Raw genomic sequence first — 23581 nt, 5'->3', positions numbered from 1 at the left:
TGGCTCAGCGCCAGATGGCTCAAATGGACTTGCGCTGCGGGACGTTAACCTTCGGCTAAGGCTTCGGCAAGGGGTTGGACGAAGCCTGTTCGAAGCGTTGCGTAAGGTTCGGGATGCCGAACGTGAGGGAGCGGCGGGCCACCGCACCGGCGGCCCGCCGACCCTCACAAGGGATGAACTACTGCCGGAACCAGGCCTGGTTGGTGCCGCCCGTGCAGCTGTAGAGGATCACCCGGCTGCCGTCGGCCGTCGCCTGACCGCTGACGTCCAGGCACTTCCCGGACGCCTCGTTCACGATCTGCCCGTTGGAGTTCAGCAGCCAGCGCTGCGCGGCGTCACCCGTGAACTCGGCGGCGGTCGTGAGGCCCGAAGTCCCGGTCGTCAGATACCCGTTGGTGCTCTTCAGGCCACCCTTCGCGTCATACGACCACGACTGCTCGGCGCCGCCCGTGCACGTGCCGATCGCTGCCCCGGAGGCGTCCGCCGTCAGGCACTTTCCGGACTGCTCGCCCTGCCAGGCGCCGGTGACGGCCGAACTGCCGCGGCCCTTCTGGTCGAAGACGTACGTGGTGATGGAACGGGCGGGAAGCGTTGCCGAAACGGCCGATCCGTTCACCGCCGGCTTCGAGACGTTCGCCCAGTTCTCGTCCGCCGAGGTGCGCACGGCCTTGCTCGCCCGAAGCGGCGACTTGCTGTTGAAGTTCAGGTCGAGGGCGGTTTCCGTGGCGTTGTGGTTGTTGACCACGACCACCCACTTGCCCTTGCTGTCGTACGCGCTCACCTCGACGCCGTCCGGCACGCCGGTGACGTTGTGCGCGACCGCGCCGGGCTTCACGAACTTGCTGTACTGGCCGAGCGCGTAGTAGCGCTTCGTGAAGTACAGGGTCTGGTTGCCGTTGGTGGCGTAGTCCGGGTCGTAGTAGATCAGGCCGTCGTTCCAGCCCTGGTCGTTCTTCGCGTACGGATCGGTGCCGATCATCTCCGACAGGGCGACCCACCAGTGGAACGCCGAGTCGTGGGCGACGGCGAAGTCCTTGTACATGATCCGGGAGAGGTTGAGGCCGCCGTCGATGGTCGGGTCGTACTCCTGCGCCCAACCGGTGCCGCCCTTGCCGAAGCAGCAGATCTCCGTCGACCAGGACGTCTTGCCGACCGACCTGGACGTCTCGTACACCCTCGCCCGGTTGGCGTCGGACGGGTTGTCGTAGGTGTGGTGGGCCAGTTTGTCGACGTACTGCGCCGTGCCCGGCTGCGAGATCCACTGCGGGACCTCGTCGTTGAACTTCACCGTGCTGGTGGACTCGTCGGCGATGATGCCGGTCTTCTGGTGCCGGGCCTGCTGCTCGGCGCCGAGCGCCCGCACGATGTCGTCGCGCTGCGGGACGTCGACGAGCATGCCCTCCTGGCCGCAGCTGTCGAAGCTGTTCGTCGGCTCGTTGAAGGGGCTGATGTAGTCGAACTTCGCGCCCTGCGCGGCGAAGTGGTCGGTGACGTCGGCGATGTACTCCGCGAAGTCCTGCTCGTTCTCCGCCTTCAGATGGCCGCCGCAGCTCTTGCCGTTGGTCTTCCACTCGGCGGGCGCGCTGTTGACGAAGGCGATGAGGTCCTCGACGCCGTAAGCGGCGGCGTACCTGAGGAACGTACGGCCGCCCTTGTCCTTGCTCCAGTCGTACGTTCCGTCGTCGTTACGGAAGTCCTCGGGGGCGCGCGACGGTGTGGTGACCGCCGTACCGCCGCCGCCGATGTTGTAGCGGTAGCTGCTCAGGTCCAGGCCCTTCGAGGAGAACAGCAGCTTCGCCACCCGGGCCTGGACCTTGGGGTCGAAGTTCTTGAGATCGTTGACCCACCAGGCGCCCGAGGCGCCGATGTTGTCGATGGTCTGGGCGGCGTGGGGGGAGACCTGGGCGGGTGCGGAGTCGGCGGCGCCTGCGGGGGGTGCGGATATCAGGGCTCCGGAGACAGCCAGTGCGGCCGCGGCTGTCGTGAGGATCGATCTGCTGGTGCGCAACGTGCATCCCTTCCGTCGTCATGAAGGTGGTGCGGTACGGCTCCTTGCGGGGGCGGTGGTACGTCGTGCACTCCTCTGCCCGACGGACTGCAGGGCGCCCTCGAGCGCGAACGTCGCCGCGCCGAGGGAGACCGGGTCGGTGGGGATCGGGGAGAGGACGATCTCGGTGGCGGCCAGCGGCCGGCGCAGCGCATGCCGGGCGACGGCCTCGCGCACCTCGGCGAGCAGCGGTTCGCCGAGGGTGGCCGCGACCCAGCTGCTGAGCACGACCACTTCGGGGTTGAACAGATTGACCAGGTCGGCGATGCCGGCGGCCAGATAACGGGCGGTGTCCCGGACGACCTTCACGGCGACCGGGTCGTTCGCGGTGACCGCGCGGGCGAGGGCGTCGATGGTGGCGGTCTGGTCCTCGGGGTGCAGCAGGGTGCTGCCGGGGCTCAACTCCCGCAGGTGCTGCATGATTCCGGGCGCGCCGACATAGGTCTCCACGCAGCCGTGGTTGCCGCAGTGACACAGCCGGCCGTCCAGCACGAGGGTGGTGTGGCCCCATTCGCCGGCGCTGTTGCTGACGCCCCGGTGCAGCCCGCCGCCCAGCACGAGCCCGGCGCCGACCCCGGTCCCGAGGTTGACCACGACGGCGTCGCCGCGGCCCCGCGCGGCCCCGAACCACAGCTCGGCCACCGCGCAGGCGCGCAGCGGATTGTCCAGGTAGAGGGGGTAGGCGATGTGCTCGGCGAGCAGGTCGAGCAGGGGCACGTCGTGCCAGTCCCAGTTGGGCGCGTACTCGGAGACACCGGTGTCGCGGTCCACCTGCCCCGGCACGCTCACCCCGACGCCGAGCACCCGGGCGCCCTCGATCCCGGCCTGCGCGACCACCGAACCGACGGCGGCGGCGACATGGCTGACCACCTGCTCCGGGCGGCTCTCGCCGGGCCGCATGTCCTCGTCGGCGCGGGCCAGCACGGTCAGCGCGAGGTCGAACAGCTCGACATGGACGTATGTCTCCGCGATGTCGACGCCGATCAGCGCGCCGCCCGACGCGTTGACGGCCACGAGCCCGCGCGGCCGGCCGCCCGCCGAGTCCTCGAACCCGACCTCGGTGATCATCCCGAGGTCGAGCAGCTCCCCGACGAGCGTGGCGACCGTGGCGAGGCTCAGGCCGGTCGCGGCGGCGAGCTCCTGCCGTGAGGTGGGGGACGTGGCGATGATCTGGCGCAGCACCTCGTAGCGGTTCGCGGTGCGGATGTCGCGTGACGTGCTGCGCTTCATCGAACTCCCCTCACTGACAAGCACCAGTCGCTGAACTCCTGCCGGGGGTCCGGGGGTTGTCCCCCGGAAAAGCACAGCGCCGGAGTCTTCACCGCAGGTGCCCCCATCCCTTCCGGACCAGGCCGGGACGACGTCGGCACCGGCGCGGCGCAAGGCTATGGGCTGGCGCGCCTTTCGACAAGGGGTTAGGAAAGGGGGTGGAGAAAGTCGGGGAGTCAGTCGCGCAGGATGGCTTGGACGAAGGCGTTGGTGAACTTCCCCGCCGGATCGAGCTCCTTCGCCAGCGCCCGGAAGTCCCCCAGCCGCGGATACAGTTCCCGCAACCGCGCCCCCGGCACCGCGAACACCTTCCCCCAGTGCGGCCGGGCCTCGAACGCCTCCAGCACCTCCTCCACCCGCCGCACCACCGGCAGCACGGCCGCCAGGTCCTCGACCCAGGTGAAGTGCACGGCCACGGTGTCCCGTCCGTACGCCGGGCTCAGCCACTGGCCGTCGGCGGCGACCGTCCGCACCTCGCAGGTCTGCACGACCGGCGCCATGACCGTACGGATCGCGTCGAGCGCGTGCAGCGCGTCGACGGCGTACGCGCGCGGCATCAGGTACTCCGACTGCAACTCGGCGCCGCTGCTCGGCGTGAACTCCGCCCTGAAGTGCGGCAGTCGCTCGTGCCACGGCCCGCGCACGCCGAACTGTTCGGTGCAGTTGACGGCGGGCATCCCCGGCACCGGGTGCAGCGCCTCGGTCGCGGGCGCCGCCCAGGGGAAGCCGGGCAGCGGCTGGTCCGTGCGCCGCTTGACCCACACCTGCCGGAAGCCCGGCTCGCGCCAGTCGGTGAACAGGCTCACGCTGTACGCCACCGCCATCACCGTCTCGAAGTCCAGCCCGGCCAGCGGCAGTTCGGTGAACAGATGCTGTTCGACCTCGAAGGCCGGCTCCAGATCGAGGGTGAGCGCGGTGACGACGCCGAGCGCGCCGAGCGAGGTGACCGCACCGCCGAACCGCTCCTCACCCCGGCCGACGGTCACCGTCGTACCGTCGCCGGTGACCAGCTCCACCTCCCGTACGGCAGCCGCGAGCGGTGCGTTGCCGACCCCCGAACCATGGGTGCCGGTGGCCACCGAGCCGGCCACCGAGATGTGCGGCAGGGACGCCATGTTGGGCAGGGCGAGACCGTGGTCGTGCACCCGGCGGGCCAGTTCGGCGTACCGGACGCCACCGGAGACCCGTACCGTACGGGCCGTCGTGTCGACGTCGACCCCGGGCGGCAGCGCGGTCAGGGACACCAGCGCGCCCTCGGCGCCGGGGTCGGCGATCGCGTTGAAGGAGTGCCCGCTGCCCAGCACCCGCACCCGCGCACTGTCCGCGACGAGCGAGCGCAACGCGTCCAGCGTGCGCGGGCGGTGCAGCTCCTTGGCGGTGTACGTGATGTTGCCGGCCCAGTTGGTCACGGTCCCGGTCATACGGCGGCCCCTCCCCGAGGTGTCGAGAACGTCGGGGCCATCACATCACTGCGGTGACCGGCGCCGATGCGGCGGGCGCCGGTCGGAGGCCATCTGATACCCGAAATGTCGGATACGTCCGTGCCGTGCCGGACCCGGCTGCGCACCTGAGGAGGCAGGGGGCATACCGTGAGATGTCGAACGTCGCACCAGGGAATCGCCACAAGGAGGAGACACGTGATGGGCAGCCGCACCGCGCTCGTCGAGGATCTGATGGAGCGCTTCCCGCATGTGCCGCGGGAGGCCGTCTTCAAAGAGGACCTGCTCCGCGGAGGTGTGGCCTTCGACCCGTCCGCGCTCAGCGACAACGAGGGCGGTGAGGTGAAGCCGAAGTCGTACTTCATCTTCTCCTTCGACCACGGCACCCTGCCCGAGCTGGGCGAGGCCGCGCTGCGGCGTCCGCCGGAGGAGATCATCCTCACGGGCGGCCCGTACGACCTGCGGCGGACCGTCGTGTCCGTGCGCGTGAACCCGTCCTCGCCGTACCGCGTCGCCGCCGACGACGAGGGCCTGCTGGGGCTCTACCTGGACGGCAGGCGCATCGCCGACGTCGGTGTGCCGCCGATGCCCGAGTACTACCGGCACAAGCTGTCCAACGGAAAGTCCGTCATGGAGGTCGCCCCGACCATCCAGTGGGGTTACCTCATCTACCTGACCGTCTTCCGGGTCTGCCAGTACTTCGGCGCCAAGGAGGAGTGCCAGTACTGCGACATCAACCACAACTGGCGCCAGCACAAGGCCGCCGGACGGCCGTACACGGGCGTGAAGGACGTCGAGGAGGTCCTCGAGGCCCTGGAGATCATCGACCGGTACGACACCGCGAAGGCGTCCACCGCCTACACGCTCACCGGCGGCGCCATCACCAAGACGGTCGCCGGACGGGACGAGGCCGACTTCTACGGCCACTACGCCAAGGCCATCGAGGAGCGCTTCCCGGGGCGGTGGATCGGCAAGGTCGTGGCCCAGGCGCTGCCGAAGGACGACGTACAGCGCTTCAAGGACTACGGCGTGCAGATCTACCACCCCAACTACGAGGTGTGGGACCGGCGTCTGTTCGAGCTGTACTGCCCGGGCAAGGAGCGCTACGTCGGCCGTGACGAGTGGCACAAGCGCATCCTCGACTCCGCGGAGATCTTCGGCGCGCGCAACGTCATCCCCAACTTCGTCGCGGGCGTGGAGATGGCGGAGCCCTTCGGCTTCACGACGGTCGACGAGGCGATCGAGTCGACCACCGAGGGCCTGCGTTTCTTCATGTCGCACGGCATCACGCCCCGGTTCACCACCTGGTGCCCCGAGCCCACGACCCCGCTCGGCAAGGCCAACCCGCAGGGCGCGCCGCTGGAGTACCACATCCGGCTGCTGGAGGCCTACCGCGCCACCATGGACGACTTCGGTCTCTCCTCGCCCCCCGGCTACGGCCCGCCCGGACCCGGCCGTGCGGTTTTCTCGGTGAGCTCCTTCATGGACAGTCTGCCCGCGCAGGAGCCGGCAGAGGTGTAGGAGGGACACGCCCCGGGCCGGATCGAGACGATCCGGCCTCCCATCCGTATGAGTCACCGAGCGCCGATGCGTGGACGGAGGAACGCAGGGGGATTTGAATACGCGGCTTGTCAGTTGTGGCGGAACCGTGAAAAGCTCTTGACCCGCCCTGAGGTTCCCCCCAACTCCCTTGCCGATGTGGCGAGTTGACCTCGCATGTGGATGCAGGAGACTCATGCCCGACCTGCCGACCCCCCAGGACGCCGCTGAGGCCGCGCTGTTCTCCGAGTGCTGGGACACGGTGCTCTCGTACGCCGACCTGTGCACGTCCGGCTCCGCGGCGGCGACACAGCTCGCCCGGGAGGCGTTCGCACACGGTATACGCGAGGCCCGCTCCGCCGACTCCGGAACGCACCGCAGCGGTGGCCGGCGGGCCCCCCGACTGCCGCGGATCGCCCTGCTGCTGACCGCCGTCCGCACCACGGCAGCCGACTGGGAGAGCCAGGGCGACGGCCACCGCCTCGACCCCGAACTGCGCCTGTGGCTCAACTCCGAGCAGGCCGCCCGCTACACCGGACCGCCGCTGCACCGCCCGCTCGCCCTGCGCGCCCTGCGCGACATGCAGGGACCCGACGCGGAACTGCTGTGGCTGGCCGAGGTGGAGGCGCTGCCGCTGCCGGTGGTGGCCCGTCGGCTCGGCCTCGACCCGTCCGGCGTGGCCGAGGAACTCACCGAAGTGCGCGGCCTGTTCCGGGACCGTTGCCTGCGCAACCACCTCGACACGCCGCTGCCCCCACAGTGCCGCAGTTACGCCCGGCTGCTCGACGCGATCACCCGCTCGCCGATCGCCGACACCCCCGACGACCTCTCCCGGCACCTCGCCCGCTGCACACAGTGCGCGGAAGCCGCCGCCTGCCTGCGGCTGCACGGCGGCGGACTGCCCGGCGCCCTGGCCGGCGGCGTCATCGGCTGGGGCGGCCTCGCCTACCTGGAACGCCGTCGCCGGGCCGCCGAGGTCCGCCTCGGCGCCGGCCGCCCCGCCGCGGGCGACGGGGACGACGAGGCGGCAGGGGCCGGTGCCGACAAGTCCCGCGTCCTGCGCAACGGACTCCTCGTCGCCGCCACCCTCGTCTCCCTGCTCGCCCTCGCCGTCACCCTGATGCCCCGCGGCGGCACCGGCGACAACGCCGCGGGATCCGGCGAAGGCTCCGACCGCCAGCCCGTCGCCGACCCGCACCCCTCCATACCGTCCGCCGACCCCCGCCCCTCCGACCCGGCGTCCGCGTCGCCCGAGCCGTCCGATCGCGAGGGGTCCGACCCGCCGACCCGGCACGAGGACCCCGACCCGGAACCCCAGGGCACCTCCACCTCCACCACTCCGGCGGACACCGGCCCGGCCGATGACGAACCGGCCGCCTGCCATGTCCGGTACGACCTCGTCGGCCAGTGGCCCGACGGTTTCCAGGCCACCGTCACCGTCACCACCGAGCACGCCCTCGACGACTGGCGGGTCGCCTGGTCCTTCCGGGACGGCCAGCGGATCGACCAGATGTGGGACGCGAGCTTCACCCAGAACGGCGCGCGCGTCGTCGTCGACGCCGCCGACTACAACCGGTCCGTCCCCGCCGACGGCAGCATCTCCTTCGGCTTCCTGTCGTCCTGGCGCGGCAAGAACTCACCGGCGTACGGCTTCACGCTGAACGGGGAGGACTGCGCCAAGGCGTCCGTGGACAGCAAAGCCCCGTCCGCTGACCTGAGGTAGAAGGCGGTCACCTACGCGACCGCCACGAGCGGCCGCACATCAGCACACGGGACCAGGCAGACCTGGATGAGCACCGGAGCGGCGGCTCGGCGCCGGAGCGGTCAGGTGCCGGAGGGAACCGCGGCCCTGGGCGGGCTCGTGTCCTGGTACGGGAACTCTTCGACACCGCCCCCTTCGCACGGTACGGCTACGCCGACTACGCCGATGCCCACGCCTTCGGCGAACAGGCCTTGCAGGAGGTGTCCACGATCGCCGCGCTGACCGAGGTCGTGGGTGGCCCAGGGCGCGACTCGCGACTGCTCGCGAGTCCAGCCCTGCGCCGCCGACGAACGCCTGTGCGAGGTGATCAACAGGGGGATGGTGCCTGATACCTCCCTAGGTGGCAGAGCTGCGGCGGCCTCCTCGGTGGTCGGAGCCGCGGCCGCCGGTGCCGGCCGTGCCGCGCGTGGTTGATCCCTTCGCCGTGCGCCGGCCGGATCCGCGGACGGTCTTGCCGGAGGCAGCGCCGGTCGCCGCAGCGGCAGCGGCCCTGCGGCCGCCCGCGCCGACGGCACCACCCTTGGCTCCGTCTGCTCCTGCTCGGCGGGCAGAGCCGCGCCCGCCGGTTGCGGCAGTGCCGGCAGTGGCTGCCGCCTCGGCCGTGGCCCGGCGGTCCGAGCTCCGGCCCCCCGTCCCGGTGGCAGCACCTGTCGCCGCTCCGGACCCGCCGCTGTTTCGGCGTCGGCGGCTGGAACGCCTGCTGGGCTCGGTGCCGGTTTTCCGGTCTCGGCGGGACGCTGTGGGTGTCGCCGGCTGGGGGACCTCGATGGTGACGGGCACGCCGGAAGGCTCGCGGGCGCCGGTGATGGTGGCCAGCTCCGCGTCGCTCGACGTGATGCGGGCTGTCCGGGGACGGATGCCCGCGTCCGACATGAGCCGGGTGACGTCCCGTTTCTGCTCGGGCAGGACCAGCGTGACCACGCTGCCGGAGCCGCCGGCGCGGGCCGTGCGTCCGCCTCGGTGGAGGTAGTCCTTGTGGTCGGTGGGGGGATCGACGTTCACGACGAGGTCGAGGTTGTCGATGTGTATGCCCCGGGCCGCGACGTTGGTCGCCACGAGTGCGGTGACCTGGCCGCTCTTGAACTGTTCCAGGGTGCGGTTGCGCTGCGGCTGGGAGCGGCCTCCGTGCAGTGCGGCCGCGCGGACACCGACGGTCAGGAGCCGCTTGGTGAGGCGGTCGGCGGACCTCTTGGTGTCGAGGAAGAGGATGACCCTGCCGTCACGGGCCGCGATGCGCGTGGTGACGGCCTTCTTGTCGGTCTCGTCCTGGACGTGGAGCACGTGGTGTTCCATGGTGGTCACCGCTCCCGCGGACGGGTCCACGGAGTGCACCACGGGGTCGGTCAGGAACCGCTGCACCAGGCGGTCGATGTTGCGGTCCAGGGTGGCCGAGAAGAGCATGCGCTGTCCGTCGGGCCGTACGCGCTGGATCAGCTTGGTGATCTGCGGCAGGAAGCCCATGTCGGTCATCTGGTCGGCTTCGTCCAGCACCGTGATGCGTACGCTGTCGAGCACGCAGTCACCCTGTGCCACCAGGTCGTTGAGCCGGCCGGGGGTCGCCACGAGCACCTCGGCGCCGCGCCGGAGCGCGGCGGCCTGCTTGGTGATGGACAACCCGCCGACCACGGTGGCCAGCCTGAGGTTCACCGCCGTCGCATAGGGGGTCAGCGCGTCGGTGACCTGCTGGGCGAGTTCACGGGTGGGCACCAGCACGAGGGCGAGGGGTGCCCTGGGCTCCGCGCGCAGTCCGGCCGTGCGGGCCAGGAGCGCCAGCCCGAACGCGAGGGTCTTGCCGGAGCCGGTGCGTCCCCGTCCCAGCAGATCACGGCCGGCCAGCGAGTTGGGCAGCGTGGCGGCCTGGATGGGGAAGGGGGTGGTGACGCCTTGCGCGGTGAGGGTCTTCAGCAGCGCCGCCGGCATGTCCAGACCGGCGAAGTCCTCGACGGCGGGAAGTGCGGGCGTCGCGCTTTCCGGCAGCCGGAATTCCCTTGGCGACGACGCGGACGGTGGGGATGACGAGGCGCGCCGGTTCGGCTTCTGGGGCCTGCGGGACATGCAGTTATTTGCCTTCCTGGAAACAGCACAAACCGGGGTCCGCACCATGGCGGTGCGGACCCCGGTGAGCGGATACGCGTCCGGCGATCAGGCGGGGACGATGTTCTCCGCCTGCGGGCCCTTCTGGCCCGGCGTGACGTCGAAGGAGACCCGCTGGCCCTCCTGGAGCTCACGGAAGCCCTGGGTCGCGATGTTCGAGTAGTGGGCGAAGACGTCGGGGCCGCCGCCGTCCTGCTGGATGAAGCCGAAACCCTTTTCGGCGTTGAACCACTTCACGGTTCCCTGTGCCATGACGTTCTCCTTCTGTAGGCAGAGGCCCCATCCGGAGATGCCGGAAAACAAATAGTGCGCCTCGAGGAAAAGCATTCCTGTCAGGCGCACATAGCTTCATGGGTACCACAACTGCAACTCCGGAACTGTAGCACAGCTCCGCGGACCGCGGTCGATCACCGAGGCGCGCCGGGCGCAGGTGCATAAATCGGTGGCACTCGCGTGCGTGCCGCTCTACGGTGAGGACTGCTTCGCACGGCGACCGCATGGTCGCCGCTGTCGACCGAGTGCGGAACGGGAGGTGTGACCGATGGCTGTCTCTGTGATGGGCGCTGCCCGCAACCAGAAGTTCATCAAGTCCACCTCCGTGGTCACCGGCTGACACCCGACACCTTTCGCGCGCCGGACATCCGCGCGCCCGCCGGGGCCACCCTTGTGAAGGGTCACCCTTGACTTCCACTTCTGCTTCCACCGCGCTCGCTCCCTACGGCTGGGACGAGGCATGGGCACAGACGTTCGCCCCGTACGACTCCGAAGGGCTGCTGCCCGGGCGTGTGCTCCGGGTGGACCGCGGTCAGTGCGACGTGGTCACCACCGACGGCGTCCTGCGGGCCGACACCGCTTTCGTCACCCCGCACGACCCCCTGCGCGTCGTGTGCACCGGCGACTGGGTCGCCGTCGAACCCGCGGGCAACCCCCGCTACGTACGGACGTGTCTGCCACGCCGTACCGCCTTCGTGCGCTCCACCTCCTCCAAGCGGTCCGAGGGGCAGATCCTCGCGGCCAACGTCGACCACGCGATCGTCGCCGTGTCGCTCGCCGTCGACGTCGACCTCGGCCGTATCGAACGCTTCCTTGCGCTCGCCTGGGAATCCGGGGCGCAGCCGGTCGTCGTCCTGACCAAGGCCGACCTGGTGCCGGACGCGGCGACGCTCGCGCATCTCGTCCAGGACGTGGAGACGACGGCGCCGGGCGTGCCGGTGCTCGCGGTCAGCGCGGTCGACGGGGACGGGCTCGAGGTCCTCGCGGCGGTCGTCTCCGGTGGTACGTCCGTACTGCTCGGGCAGTCCGGCGCGGGCAAGTCGACGCTCGCGAACGCGCTGCTCGGCGAGGACGTGATGGATGTGCAGGCCACGCGGGACGTGGACGGCAAGGGCCGGCACACCACCACCACGCGCAATCTGCTCCTGCTGCCGGCCGGCGGTGTGCTGATCGACACCCCGGGGCTCAGGGGTGTGGGCCTCTGGGACGCCGAGACCGGGGTCGGGCAGGTGTTCTCCGAGATCGAGGAGCTCGCCGAACGCTGCCGCTTCCACGACTGCGCCCACGAGTCCGAGCCCGGGTGCGCGGTGCTGGCCGCCATCGACTCCGGGGAACTGCCCGTGCGACGGCTGGAGAGCTACCGCAAGCTCCTGCGGGAGAACCAGCGGATCGTGGCCAAGACCGACGCGCGGCTGCGTGCGGAGATCCGCAAGGACTGGAAGCGGAAGGGTGCGCAGGGCCGCGCGGCGATGGAGGCGAAGCGGGGGCGCTGGACGTAGACCGACGTCACGTCCGATTTCCGCCAGCAGCTCCGCTCCCCACGGCGGAGACTGGACAGCGTGATGGACGAAGACAGCAGGTACGAGGCCGTGCGCAGCAGGGACGGGCGATTCGACGGGGCGTTCTTCTTCGCCGTCGAGACGACCGGCATCTACTGCCGGCCGAGCTGTCCCGCCGTGACGCCCAGGCGGCACAACGTGCGGTTCTTCGCGACGGCCGCCGCCGCGCAGGGCTCGGGATTCCGGGCCTGCCGGCGGTGCCGGCCGGACGCGGTGCCGGGCTCGGCCGACTGGAATGCGCGGGCCGACGTCGTGGGGCGGGCCATGCGGCTGATCGGCGACGGCGTCGTCGACCGGGAAGGCGTCGCCGGCCTCGCCGCGCGGCTCGGCTACAGCGCCCGGCAGGTGCAGCGCCAGCTCACCGCCGAGCTCGGCGCCGGCCCCGTCGCACTGGCCCGGGCCCAGCGGGCGCACACCGCCCGGGTGCTGCTCCAGACCACCGGCCTGCCGATCACCGAGATCGCGTTCGCGGCCGGGTTCGCCAGCGTGCGCCAGTTCAACGACACGATCCGCGCCGTGTACGCGTCGACGCCGAGCGAACTGCGTGCCGCCGCACCCAGGCGCCGTCCGGCCCGGCGGGCGGACACCCCGAGCGCCGGGATTCCGCTGCGGCTCGCCCACCGGGGCCCGTACCACGCCGGTGCCGTCTTCGACCTGCTGGCCCGCGAGGCGGTGCCCGGCATCGAGGAGGTGAGCGGGGCGCCCGGCGGCCGCACCTACCGCCGTACGCTCCGCCTGCCCTACGGCACGGGAATCGCCGCGGTCGACGAGCGGCCGGGCAGCTCCGGCTCGGCCCGCCACCGGGGCGGCTGGCTCGACGCGCGGCTGCACCTCACCGACCTGCGCGACCTCACCACCGCCGTGCAGCGGCTGCGGCGGCTGTTCGACCTCGACGCCGATCCGTACGCCGTCGACGAGCGGCTCGGCGCCGACCCACGGCTCGCCCCGCTGGTCGCCGCGCGGCCCGGACTGCGTTCGCCGGGCGCCGCCGACCCGGCGGAGCTGGCGGTCCGCGCACTGGTGGGACCGGCGGCGGAGCAGCTCGTACGGCGGTACGGCAAGACCCTCGACGTCCCGTGCGGCACCCTCACCCATGTCTTCCCCGAACCGGCCGTCCTCGCGGAGGCCGAGCCCGGCGGCACCCTGGGCGCGCTCACCGCCGCCCTCGCCGACGGCGCCGTACGGCTCGACCCGGGCGCCGACCGGGACGACGCACAGGCGGCACTGCTCGCCGTGCCCGGCCTGGACGGCGCCACCGTCACCGCCATCCGCACCCGCGCCCTGGGCGACCCCGACGTGGCGCCGCCCGACACGGACCTTCCCGACAGCTGCCGCCCCTGGCGCTCGTACGCCGTACAACACCTGCTCACAGCAGGGGAGTTGGAGTACCGATGACCACCCCGACCCACTGGACCACCGTCGCCGGCCCGCTCGGCGAGCTGCTCCTCACCGCCGACCCGAGCGGCACACTGACGTCCCTGTCCGTGCCCGGCCAGAAGGGCGGCCGCACCGTCCAGGACGGCTGGCTGCACGACCCCGGGCTGTTTCGCGAGGCCGAGGAACAGCTCGCCGCGTACTTCGCCGGCGAGCTCAAGGAGTTCCGCCTGCCGTCGCGCACCGAGGGCACCGCGTTCCGGCAGCGGGTGTGGGCCGCCCTGGACTCACTGCCGTACGGCGCCACCACCACGTACGGCGAGATCGCGGCCCGGATCGGCGCCCCCAGGGCCGCCGTACGGGCCGTCGGCGGCGCGATCGGCGCCAACCCGCTGCTGATCCTCCGCCCCTGCCACCGCGTGATCGGCGCCGACGGCGCACTGACCGGCTACGCGGGCGGCCTCGACCGGAAGGTGCAGCTGCTCACGCTGGAAGGCGTGCTCTGACCCAGGGGCCCGGTGGGGGCCGGTCAGGCCCAGATCACCACGCCCAGCCATGCGCCCATGATCAGCAGGCAGGTGAACAGCTCCGCCAGCACACTGGAGCCACCCGAGCGCATCGCCGTGCGCAGGGCCGCGCGCGCCTCGCCGTGCCGGCCCAGGCGGAGCCGTTCGCAGACGTAGATGCCGGCCATGAAGCCGGGGATCGCCCCGACCACGGGGACGAGGAAGAAACCGAGGAACGCGCCGGCTCCGGCGTACACAGCCATCCGTGGGGTGGCGCCGCTCGCCCGCAGCCGACGGGGCGGCAGCGCCCAGCGCACCACCTGCGACAGGAGCAGCGCGACGGTGGCGCCGACGAGCAGGAACCAGGCGACCGGCCGCGGATCCAGCAACGCCCACCACATGACCGCGGCCCACACCAGCCACGACCCGGGCACGCCGGGCACCAGCACTCCGCACAGGCCGAGCAGCATGACCAGTCCGGCCAGCAGGAGCTCCCACACTCCCATCTGCCCAGCGTGCCGGAGCCCGCCCGAACTCGCAGGTCCCCGGACAGGACCTTTACCGGTCCCGCGCCACCCAGCCCCGCTCGTACGCATGCCAGCCCAGCTGCAGCCGGGTCGTCACCCCGGTCAGCTCCATCAGCCGCTTCACCCGGCGCTGCACGGTCCGCAGGCCCAGGTCGAGCTGCTTCGCGACGCTCGCGTCGGTCAGCCCGGCGAGCAGCAGCGACAGGATCTCCAGATCGGTGCCGTCGGGACCGTCCGGGCCCTCCACGGTGACGCCGGAGTCGCCCATCCGCAGCGGCAGCGCGTCCCGCCACACCGACTCGAACAGCCCGGACAGCAGCTCCAGCAGCCCGCTGGCGTGCACCACCAGCGCGGCCGGTTCCGCGACCGGCGAGGTGAGCGGCACCAGTGCGAGCGCCCGGTCGGCGACCACCAGCTTCGTCGGCACCTGGTCCACCACCCGCACCTGCTCGTCCCGGCCGAGCGCCGCGCCCAACTCGGTGAGTCCGTGCGGCTGGTCGAGTACCGAGCGCTCGACCACGACCCGGTAGCGCACCCCCCGGCCGGCCGCCTGCTCCTCGGCGTGGTTCTCCATCCCGGTCACGGCCACCGGGTTGCCGGTGACCAGCGCGCGCACCTCGTCACTCGCACCGAGCTGCAACTGCAGGAACCGCTGCGTGACCGCGGCCGCGCCGATCACCACCTCGACCAGGTCGTGCACGGCCGGCTCGGCCGCCGCCGCCCGGTACTCCTCGGCGAGCAGGGCGGCGGTCAGTTCCGCCTTCTCCAGTTCGTGCCGCTGCTGGGCGAGCAGCGCCCCGAGCGCCACCCCCGGCGGGGCCGCCACCCAGCGCCCGGGTCGCCCGGAGGACTGGGCCGCCAGCCCGTGCCGCTCCAGCCGGCGCAGCGCCCGCTCGGTGTCGTACTCGCCGAGCGTCAGCCGCCGGGCGAGATCGGGTACGTCGGCGGCGCCCACGGCCACCAGTGCCCGGTACGCCCCCTCGTGCGTCTCGTCCAGCCCTATCGCCGCCAGCATCAGCCGTCGTCCCTCCCCGGACACCAGACCCCGCGGTGCGGGCCGTGGCGGAAACCGGCCACGGCGCAAAACCGCCTGGGCACATCATCGCCGTACCTCCCGCAACTCTGCCAAGGTGGGGGCCACCGGCGCAGGCGGGGGGCCGGGTCTCCCGACGTCGCCGGGTGGTTCTCCTGTGGGGGGTGGAGCCGCCCGGCGACGTCTCTCGCGTGTCCGTTCGACAGCTCACCCGACACGTGGTCCGGTGCGGAGTGTCGCGCCGCATTTTCCGGATGCCCCGTTTTCATACGGCCCGTGCGGTGGACAATTGGGGGCATGAGCCAGCAGGGGGGAAGGCCCACCGGTCACTCCGACGACTGGTGGGGGCAGCTGTACGACGACTCCACCGAGGACACGGGTCCCACACGCACACCGGACTCGCTGGACGACCGCTTCGCCTCCGCGGCCGGAGCGGTGGGCGACACCGACGGCAACCACACCCACCACCCGGACACCCGCGTCCCGGAACCGAGGGACGGCTCGGGCGTACGCCGTGCCCCCTCGCAGCCGCCGACCGCCGCACCGCCGGGTCCGGACACCTTCCCGTCCGCGCCCCAGGGCCCCACCGCCGCGGCGACCGGGAGCGGTACCTCGGCAGACCCCCCGTCCACGACCACCGCCGCACCCGCACCCCGCGAACCCTCCGAGACGCCCCCGGACGGCCCCCCGCAGCCGACCGCCCCCGCCCGGCACGTCACCCCGGCCCTGCATCACGTCGGCTCCGGCCCACCCACCTACGAGGCCGAGCCCACCGCCCTCCCTCCCGCCGATCCCGACGACCTCGGCGACCTGGTGGCCGACACCGTGCTGGACGGCGCCCGGTACGGGGCCTGCACCCTGCGCGCGGCCTCGGTGCGGGGGGACTCCGCGCGGTACCGGGGCGAACCGCGCCGCGACTCGCTGCTCACCGCCCGCTTCGGCAGCGGCGACGAGGCGCTGGTGCTGGTGGCGATGGCGACCGGCGCGCGGGCCACGGCCGGGGCACACCGCGCGGCCGCCGAGCTGTGCCGGTGGATCGGCCGGGCGGTCGGCCGCAGCCATCCGCGGCTCACCGAGGACATCCGGGCCGGCCGGCGCGGCGACCTGAAGTCCGGACTGCACCGGCTGACCGATCGCAGCCTCGGCAGACTCCGGGCCGGCGCCGCCGAACAGGGCTTGAAGCCCGACGAGTACGCCGCCACCCTGCGCTGTCTGCTCCTGCCCGCCGACCCCGAGTGCCGTACCCGCGTCTTCTTCGGCGTCGGCGCGGGTGGACTGTTCCGGCTGCGTGACGGTGCCTGGCAGGACATAGAACCCAAGGTCACCGAGGTGACCGGCGAGCCCGTGGTGGGCTTCGGATCGCTGCCGTCCGAGACGCCGGAGGGCGACCGGCTCACCATGGACCTCGGCATCCCGACACCGCCGACCCCGTACGACCCGCCCCCCGAGCCACCCCGCGAACCCTTCCGCTTCCGCGCCTCCGTCGCCCGGCCGGGCGACACGCTCCTGATGTGCACCGGCGGCCTCGCCGACCCGCTGCGCGGCGAGCCGGAGCTGCCCGCCCATCTCACCCAGCGGTGGTCCCACCCGGAGCCGCCGGGCCTCGCCGCCTTCCTCGCCGACACCCAGGTGAGAGTCAAGGGCTACGCCGACGACCGTACGGCGGCGGCCGTCTGGGAGGCGCCTTAGGGCCGCTTCAGGGGCTGTCCGGCGGCGTCACGGCGTACAAAATCGGCCAGTCTCCCCGAACACCCGGTCGTTGACGATTCCGCATGACTGGCCCGTTGTCGACGGGGCATGGATCTCCGTGAACGTGTTCGAGCAGGAGGGGAACCGACATCGGCACGCGGGCGGGGGACATGGAGAGGCAGGCACGAGGGGGCGCCGCCAAGGAGCGGGCACAGGCGCCCCAGCTGAGGCGCAGACTCGGCCGGGCGGACCTGCGGGCGGTCCCACAGGCCCGCAGGGAACTGCGTGAGTTGTTGCGACACTGGGGAGGGCCCGGCAGGTCCGAGACGGCGGAGCTGCTCACCAGCGAGCTCGTCACCAACGCGATCGTCCACACCGACCACGACGCGGTCCTGACGGCCACCGTCGGACCCGGTGGACTGCGGGTGGAGGTACGGGACTTCGTGGCCCGCCGGCCCCGGCTGTGCGCACCGAAGGCCGACGAGGGGACGCACGGAAGGGGCCTGGTGCTGGTGCAGTCCCTCGCGGACGCGTGGGGCGTACGGCCGCACGCGGTGGGCAAGTCGGTGTGGTTCGAGCTCGACGCGGACGCCGCATGACGAACGGGACGGGGGCGCGGCCACATCGCGTGCGCCGCGCCCCCGTCCCGACGCCCCGAGGCGCGTTCTAGCCGAACTGCTGCTCGAGGTCCTTGAGCTTGCGCTCCAGGGAGTCCAGGCGTGGCAGGGCCATGGTGTCGTCCTCCGCGGTGAGGTCCACGGTGACTGGCTCAGAACCGCTGCGCACGGGCTGGAGCGAGGGCCGTGCGCGCACGGGCAGTTGCTCCGGCGCCGATATGGCAGGCTCCGCGGAGAGCCGCTCGGCGCCCTGCTCCACGGCGGGCAGTTCCACCTGCCGGCCACCGCCGCGGCCGACGAAACCCCGGCCGTGGCCCCGGCTGATCGCCTTGAGCCGGGCACGCTCCAGCCGCTGCTGCTCGCGCCGCCGCAGCCGGGTCTCCTCCTTCTGCCGCCTGTCCTCGCGCACCTCGTCGACCGCCTCGTCGAGGGTGCGCACGCCTTCCAGAAGCATCAGCGACCAGGCCCGGTACGTCTCGCGGGGCGCCCGCAGCCAGCGGACCACCCGGATCTGCGGCAGCGGACGCGGGACCAGTCCCTGTTCGCGCAGGGCGGCCCGGCGGGTCTGCTTCAGCGCCCGGTCGAAGAGCACGGCGGCCGACAGGGACATGCCGGCGAAGAAGTGCGGGGCACCCGCGTGGCCGGCGCCCCGGGGCGCGTGCACCCAGTTGAACCAGGCCGCGGCGCCCGCGAACGTCCATACGAGTATCCGGGAGCCGAGCGCCGCGTCACCGTGGCTGGCCTCGCGCACCGCGAGCACGGAGCAGAACATCGCCGCGCCGTCCAGGCCGAACGGCACCAGATACTCCCAGCCGCCGGTCAGGCCGAGGTTCTGCTGGCCGAAGCCGACGAGGCCGTGGAAGGACAGGGCCGCAGCGACCGCGGCGCAGCAGAACAGCAGCACGTAGGAGGCCGTGCCGTAGATGGCCTCCTTGCGCCTGCGGCGCTCTTCGGCACGCTCCCACGAGTCGTCCGCGCTCGTGTCCTTCCCCGCGGCCGTCCTGCCGCGCCGGAGCACCGCCACCGCCGCCAGCATGCCCAGGAGCAGTACGGCGCCCGGAAGCAGCCAGTTCAGCGATATGTCGGTCAATCTCATCTGGGGGTCCCTTGCATTGGGATAGGGCGTAACGCCCGCCATGGTGGCCCAGACCCGCCGGTCCTCAGGGGGTTTCGGGGCAAGAGGCCGCCAACGAAGTGCAAGGGGATGCCTGCGGCGACGTTCGGCTCGAACTGCCGCTTGAAGTATGGGAGTTGAGTTCGATTAAGGAGTTGTGGACGCGGCCTCAGCCGACCGCGGCCGCCGCCAGTTTGACGACCCGTTCCGCGTCGCAGGTGCGCGGGCAGGTGGTGCACGTGTCCTCGGGGCGGAGGGTGTAGAACATGCAGCAGCTCGCCCGGTCCCGGGTGGGCAGCGACTCGCCGTTCGGCCCGGTCAGCTCGCGGAACGCCGCCGAACCGACGTACGGCTTGGTGGCGCCCGGCAGCAGCAGCTCCAGCTCGCGCTTCGCCCGCTCCCGCTCGCCGAGGAGACCGGCGACGTACCAGAGCCCCTCCACGATCTCGTCGGTCGCCGTGGCCCACAGCGCGCGTCCGCGGCGCCGCATGCGCGGGCCGAAGGCGGCGAGGACCGGTTCGAAGTGCTCGGCGACCGCCGCCCGCAGCTCGGCCCGCAGCGCCTCCTCGCCGGCGACCACGGTGGCGCCGGGCAGGGCGGTGGCCGGGTCGCCGGGCAGACAGGCGAAGCCGTCCGGGCGGACCGCCAGGCGGCCCATGGAGAGGCCGGGGACGCTCCGGTTGTACGAGACGTGCGTCACGGGAAAGCGGGGGACGCGTCGGTGCAGGAACCACGGCACGGTGATCAGCAGGCAGACCGGCCAGGCGTACCGGTGCAGGCCGAAACTTGCGACCACATCCGGGCGGGCCTGCTGTCCGTAGTCCCTCCGTACCTGTGCGTCGTCCCAGGCCAGGAAGGCGTCGAGGCCGGTCCCGCCTGCTGCGAGCGAGGCAGCGGTGATCCATCCGGCACCGCTCGGGAGGGGATCACCGGTGGCCGGCTCCGTGATGGCGAGCCCGGGGAGGACCTCGGTCAGACGGGCGTACGCGTCCGCGACGGCCGAACGGGACACAGGCATACGGGATCACCGATTCCCAGTGGGTTGAAGGTAAGCCTTACCTTACCGAACCCCAGTCCGGGTTTGAACCGGTGGCTTCTGCCCCTAAGGTGCTTGACGGACGAGTAACAAGCCGCCGTAATGACCCAAGTACCGAAACAAGTACGGAAACATCCGGAGGAGGACCCGTGAAGCAGGGCACGCAGGGCTTCGCCGAGACGGGCGTTCCGGAGTTTCCGGCCCCGGCGGTGCGAGTGCCCTCGCAGCCCCGGGCTGCGGACGTCGACCGGGAACGGGCCGACTCGGCCGGTGCGGTGCGCGGTGAACACACGCACAGCGAGCAGCCAGTCCCGCGGCCCTTCGCCGAGCGGGCCCGGCCCGTGGTCCAGCGGGCCTCCGTGCGCGGGCAGATCCTCGACGCCCTGCGGACCGCGCTGGTGACGGCGGAGCTGCGGCCCGGCGAGGTGTACTCGGCGCCTGCGCTCGGCGAACGGTTCGGGGTGTCCGCGACACCCGTCCGGGAGGCGATGCAGCAGCTCGCCCTGGAGGGCGCCGTCGAGGTCGTGCCCAACCGCGGCTTCCGGGTGGTCCAGCGGGACGCCCGGGAACTGGCCGAACTGGCCGAGGTCCGGGGGCTGATCGAGGTTCCCGTCATCCTGCGGCTGGCGCGTACGGTTCCCGCGGAACGCTGGGCGGAGCTCAGGCCGTCGGCCGAGGCGACGGTCCGCGCGGCGTCGTCCGGCTGCCGGGCGACGTACGCGGAGGCCGACCGGGCCTTTCACCGGGCCGTGCTGTCGCTCGCGGGGAACGAGCAGTTGGTGCGCATCGCCGACGACCTGCACCGCCGGACGCAGTGGCCGCCGGCGGGAGCCGCGGCCTCGGCCGGCCGTTCGGACCTGGTCGCCGATGCGGCCGAGCACGCGGCCGTGCTGGACGCCCTGATCGCACGGGACCTGGACGCCGTACGGGCACTGGTGCGGGTGCACTTCGTCGGTACGCGGTGAGAGCGCGGCGGCACCGGGCCGCGCGGCCCACCCATGTCCGGCGCCCCGCCTGAGGCCTACGCCGTCGCCGCCGGCGGTGCCAACCGGGGCTCCAGCCACGTTGGTACGCCCCCGAGCAGCCGGAACAGCCGACGGGCCTCCTCCCGCAGCCGGGACGCCTCCGGCTCCGTCTCCGCGTCGGCCAGGGACACCAGCGCCGGTGCCGTACCGACCAGGTAGCCCAACTCCTCCCGGATCCGCAGGGACTCGGCGAAGCCGTTCCGGGCCTCGGCCAACTCCCCGTCCCGCAGGGCGAGTCCGGCAAGGTGCCGCCAGGTGAAGGAGAGCAGCAACGCGTCGGCATGCGCCGCCGCCCCCGCATGCGCCCGCCGGTACGCCGCCCGCGCGGCCTGCGGCGCGTGCGCCAGGTTCTCGGCGAGCAGCCCGCGCCGGAAGTCCAGCAGCGCCCGCCCCGCGGCCCCCGGAGGGATCAGCGCCGCCGCCCGCCCCAGCGCGGCCCGCGCCTCGTCGGCCCGGTCCCGCACCCCGTGCAGCGTGGCCGCGTAGGCAAGTTGCCCGCGTTCACAAGCGGCCGCCCCCCGCTCCTCGTCGGTGTGGGCCAGTGCCTCCGCCGTCCGCAGCGCGTCCTCGGCGTCCTCCCAGCCCTGCTCGGTGTACAGGCACCGTTCGACCAGCAGCGCGGCCCGCTGGAGCGCTGCGGCCGGGGTGGTCGGCGGCAGCAGGGCCGCCGCGTCGGCCCAGCACGCCCGCGAGCGCAACCGCCATACCGCGGTCTGGAGGGGATCGTCGTCTGAGGTCGTTCCGGTACCAGACATGGCGGTATGCGCCACGTTGCCCTCCCCGAGCACGCCATTGAGCTGTTGAGTGGTGGCCGCATTTCAGCACCAATTCAGCTGCCCGGCCAAGGGGGCGGGTGAAGGATTTCACAAACTCGTGGGCTCTTCGGGCCCTTCGGGTTTCAGCTCATCCGCAACGCCAGGAAGAAATCCAGCTTGTCCTCCAGGCGGGACAGGTCGCGGCTCGTCAACTGCTCGATTCGTCCGACCCGGTAGCGCAGTGTGTTGACGTGCAGGTGCAGGCGGGACGCGCAGCGCGTCCAGGAGCCGTCGCACTCCAGGAACGCCTCCAAGGTCGGGATCAGTTCGGCGCGGTGCCGGCGGTCGTAGTCACGCAGCGGGTCCAGGAGGCGGGCGGTGAAGGCGCGGCGTACGTCGTCGGGGACGAAGGGGAGCAGCAGGACGTGCGAGGCCAGCTCGTGGTGGCCGGCCGCGCAGACCCGGCCGGGGCGGGCCGCCGCCACCCGGCGGGCGTGCCGGGCCTCCTCCAGTGCCCCGTGCAGGCCCTCGGCCGAGTGGACCGCCGCGCTGACGCCGAGCGTGACCCGGCCGTCGTCGTCGAGGCCCGCCGACAGGGGGTCACGTACGGAGGCCAGGAGCGCGTCCGCCAGGACGCCGGTCTCGGAGCCGTCGTGCTCCGTCGACACCGCCGGGAGGGGGACGAGTGCGATCGCCTCGTCACCCGTGTGCGCCACGGCTATGCGGTCGGACGGCTCGGGGCCGGTGGCGAGCGGGTCGACCAGGATCTCCTCCAGGAGGGACTGAGCCACCGGGCCGGCCTCGATCCCGCCCACCCGTCGCCCGCCACCCTCCTCGGCCGAGGGTCCTGCGGGCCCGCTGCCCGCTTCGTCCCACTCGACCCGTGCGACGACCACCTGCCAGTGCGGGGCGGTGCCGAGGCCGGGCAGCAGGACCGGAGCGGCGACGCGCAGACGGGCGGCGATCTCGGCGGGTGCGGCGCCTGTCTGGACCAGTTCCAGCACCTCCTGGGCCAGCCGTCGCCGTACCGTGCGGGCCGCGTCCCGGCGGTCCCGTTCGACCGCGATCAGCTGGGTGACGCCGTGCAGCAGGTCGAGCCGCTCCTCCGCCCAGTCACCGGCGTCCGCCTCCACGGCGAGCAGCCAGTCGGAGAGCACCGTCTCGCGCACGTCCCGGGAGTCCTGCGGGGAGCGGCCGCTGCTGCGGATGGGGAAGAGGGAGTACGTCGTACTGCCGAGGATCATCCGGTGCGGCCCGCGGCGGCCGGTGCGGGCGGCCGCCAGGTGCTCGGCCGCCAGCTTCGCGCACGCCTCCGCGGGCAGCCCGGGCCCCCCGGCCTTCGGGCCGGCGATCAGCCGTCCCGTCGGCGACAGCACCCAGGCACGCAGGTCCAGGTCCGAGCCGAGCAGGTCCAGGACCACGTCCGGGCCACCACCCGCCGGGCCCGAGGTCATCATCCGCCGGTGCCGGTCCACCACGGCCGCCAGGTCCCCGGCACGCTCGCCGGAGACCTGCCGTACGACGTGCTCGGTGATCGTCGCGAAGGCCACCGACTCGTGCACGGCGAAGAGGGGGAGCCGGTGCCGGGCGCAGGCCTGGACGAGGTCCTCGGGCACATCGCCCAGCTCGGCCTCACCGGCCGCGAGGGCGGCCACGCCGGCCTGCACCAGGATCCGTACGAAAGGCTCCGAGTCGGCGGCGCCCCGGCGCCAGGCCAGACCCGTCAGCACCAGCTCACCACCGGAGAGGTAACGGCTGGGGTCCCGCAGGTCGGTGGTCATCACGCCCCGCACGGTGCGGTCCAGCTCGTCCTCGCCGCCGAGCAGCTTGAGGCCCAGCGCGTCGGTGTCCAGCAGTGCGCGCAGCCGCATTTCTCGTCGCCGCCGTTCTTTGTCTCGAAAACTACGATGGATCTTGACGGGT

Annotated in this window: 20 protein-coding genes; 8 read left to right on the top strand and 12 right to left on the bottom strand. The window is 72.4% G+C overall.

From position 1 onward, the window contains the following. Positions 1-178: 178 nt before the first annotated feature. From ACFV7R_RS05290 to ACFV7R_RS05280, 3 genes are all read right to left on the bottom strand, one after another. A complete protein-coding gene (locus ACFV7R_RS05290; RefSeq protein WP_385260099.1) occupies positions 179-2008 on the bottom strand; it encodes a glycoside hydrolase in 1830 nt (609 codons plus the stop codon). 18 nt (positions 2009-2026) lie between these two features. Next, on the bottom strand, positions 2027-3277 hold the full coding sequence (locus ACFV7R_RS05285; protein WP_385260098.1) for an ROK family transcriptional regulator: 1251 nt from the start codon (positions 3275-3277) through the stop codon (positions 2027-2029). 215 nt (positions 3278-3492) lie between these two features. Continuing rightward, entirely contained in the window at positions 3493-4737 is a 1245-nt protein-coding gene (locus ACFV7R_RS05280) for a D-arabinono-1,4-lactone oxidase (protein WP_385260097.1), read from the bottom strand. Between the two features lie 219 nt (positions 4738-4956). Here ACFV7R_RS05280 and ACFV7R_RS05275 point away from each other — a divergent pair, with 219 nt between their 5' ends. Together ACFV7R_RS05275 and ACFV7R_RS05270 are read left to right on the top strand one after the other, a co-directional pair. Then, on the top strand, positions 4957-6276 hold the full coding sequence (locus ACFV7R_RS05275) for a radical SAM protein (RefSeq protein WP_385260095.1): 1320 nt from the start codon (positions 4957-4959) through the stop codon (positions 6274-6276). A 214-nt stretch (positions 6277-6490) separates the two neighbouring features. Further along, positions 6491-8017 (top strand): cellulose binding domain-containing protein, encoded by a 1527-nt coding sequence (locus tag ACFV7R_RS05270; RefSeq protein ID WP_385260093.1) that lies wholly within the window; start codon positions 6491-6493, stop codon positions 8015-8017. A gap of 101 nt (positions 8018-8118) precedes the next feature. On the opposite strand, the gene ACFV7R_RS05265 is transcribed toward ACFV7R_RS05270, so the two are convergent. The 3 genes from ACFV7R_RS05265 to ACFV7R_RS05255 form a co-directional block, all read right to left on the bottom strand. Next, positions 8119-8367 carry a hypothetical protein gene (locus tag ACFV7R_RS05265; RefSeq protein WP_385260091.1) on the bottom strand — a complete coding sequence of 83 codons (249 nt, stop codon included), beginning with the start codon at positions 8365-8367 and terminating at the stop codon, positions 8119-8121. A gap of 25 nt (positions 8368-8392) precedes the next feature. Continuing rightward, on the bottom strand, positions 8393-10111 hold the full coding sequence (locus ACFV7R_RS05260; protein WP_385260088.1) for a DEAD/DEAH box helicase: 1719 nt from the start codon (positions 10109-10111) through the stop codon (positions 8393-8395). An 87-nt stretch (positions 10112-10198) separates the two neighbouring features. Next, the gene (locus ACFV7R_RS05255; RefSeq protein ID WP_307623925.1) at positions 10199-10402 is read right to left on the bottom strand and encodes a cold-shock protein; all 204 of its coding nucleotides are present in this window, start codon (positions 10400-10402) and stop codon (positions 10199-10201) included. Between the two features lie 428 nt (positions 10403-10830). Between ACFV7R_RS05255 and rsgA the strand changes: the two genes are divergently transcribed. The 3 genes from rsgA (at position 10831) to ACFV7R_RS05240 (ending at position 13862) form a co-directional block, all read left to right on the top strand. Continuing rightward, complete coding sequence (rsgA, locus tag ACFV7R_RS05250; protein ID WP_385260086.1) at positions 10831-11922, top strand: ribosome small subunit-dependent GTPase A; 1092 nt, start codon at positions 10831-10833, stop codon at positions 11920-11922. A 63-nt stretch (positions 11923-11985) separates the two neighbouring features. Next, positions 11986-13377, top strand: a complete 1392-nt coding sequence (locus tag ACFV7R_RS05245; protein ID WP_385260565.1) for a DNA-3-methyladenine glycosylase 2 family protein — start codon at positions 11986-11988, stop codon at positions 13375-13377. Beyond that, positions 13374-13862: a methylated-DNA--[protein]-cysteine S-methyltransferase gene (locus ACFV7R_RS05240; RefSeq protein ID WP_129801521.1), complete on the top strand. Its 489-nt coding sequence runs from the start codon at positions 13374-13376 to the stop codon at positions 13860-13862. The genes ACFV7R_RS05245 and ACFV7R_RS05240 overlap by 4 nt, the downstream gene beginning before the upstream one ends. Before the next feature lie 23 nt (positions 13863-13885). On the opposite strand, the gene ACFV7R_RS05235 is transcribed toward ACFV7R_RS05240, so the two are convergent. Together ACFV7R_RS05235 and ACFV7R_RS05230 are read right to left on the bottom strand one after the other, a co-directional pair. Continuing rightward, positions 13886-14368, bottom strand: a complete 483-nt coding sequence (locus tag ACFV7R_RS05235) for a DUF456 domain-containing protein (RefSeq protein ID WP_385260084.1) — start codon at positions 14366-14368, stop codon at positions 13886-13888. Between the two features lie 52 nt (positions 14369-14420). Next, on the bottom strand, positions 14421-15404 hold the full coding sequence (locus tag ACFV7R_RS05230) for a helix-turn-helix domain-containing protein (RefSeq protein ID WP_385260081.1): 984 nt from the start codon (positions 15402-15404) through the stop codon (positions 14421-14423). 315 nt (positions 15405-15719) lie between these two features. On the opposite strand from ACFV7R_RS05230, the gene ACFV7R_RS05225 reads away from it, so the two are divergent. Further along, positions 15720-17111: a protein phosphatase 2C domain-containing protein gene (locus tag ACFV7R_RS05225; RefSeq protein ID WP_385260079.1), complete on the top strand. Its 1392-nt coding sequence runs from the start codon at positions 15720-15722 to the stop codon at positions 17109-17111. Between the two features lie 170 nt (positions 17112-17281). Then, a complete protein-coding gene (locus ACFV7R_RS05220) occupies positions 17282-17710 on the top strand; it encodes an ATP-binding protein (protein ID WP_385260077.1) in 429 nt (142 codons plus the stop codon). Positions 17711-17777: 67 nt separating this feature from the next. On the opposite strand, the gene ACFV7R_RS05215 is transcribed toward ACFV7R_RS05220, so the two are convergent. Continuing rightward, positions 17778-18824, bottom strand: coding sequence for a DUF2637 domain-containing protein (locus ACFV7R_RS05215; protein ID WP_385260075.1), 1047 nt, complete (start codon positions 18822-18824; stop codon positions 17778-17780). Between the two features lie 187 nt (positions 18825-19011). Then, entirely contained in the window at positions 19012-19860 is an 849-nt protein-coding gene (locus ACFV7R_RS05210; protein WP_385260073.1) for a (2Fe-2S)-binding protein, read from the bottom strand. A gap of 167 nt (positions 19861-20027) precedes the next feature. Between ACFV7R_RS05210 and ACFV7R_RS05205 the strand changes: the two genes are divergently transcribed. Continuing rightward, positions 20028-20843, top strand: a complete 816-nt coding sequence (locus tag ACFV7R_RS05205) for a GntR family transcriptional regulator (protein WP_385260072.1) — start codon at positions 20028-20030, stop codon at positions 20841-20843. A 56-nt stretch (positions 20844-20899) separates the two neighbouring features. On the opposite strand, the gene ACFV7R_RS05200 is transcribed toward ACFV7R_RS05205, so the two are convergent. Both ACFV7R_RS05200 and ACFV7R_RS05195 read right to left on the bottom strand, forming a co-directional pair. Further along, positions 20900-21673 carry a hypothetical protein gene (locus ACFV7R_RS05200; protein ID WP_385260071.1) on the bottom strand — a complete coding sequence of 258 codons (774 nt, stop codon included), beginning with the start codon at positions 21671-21673 and terminating at the stop codon, positions 20900-20902. 128 nt (positions 21674-21801) lie between these two features. Then, positions 21802-23529, bottom strand: coding sequence for a PucR family transcriptional regulator (locus ACFV7R_RS05195; RefSeq protein WP_385260069.1), 1728 nt, complete (start codon positions 23527-23529; stop codon positions 21802-21804). Between the last annotated feature and the right edge of the window lie 52 nt (positions 23530-23581).

This window comes from Streptomyces sp. NPDC059866 (assembly GCF_042731325.1).
Classification (GTDB): Bacteria; Actinomycetota; Actinomycetes; order Streptomycetales; family Streptomycetaceae; genus Streptomyces; species Streptomyces flavusporus.
Note: the sequence above shows the minus strand (reverse complement) of the source record. Positions and strands in the feature narration are given on the sequence as shown.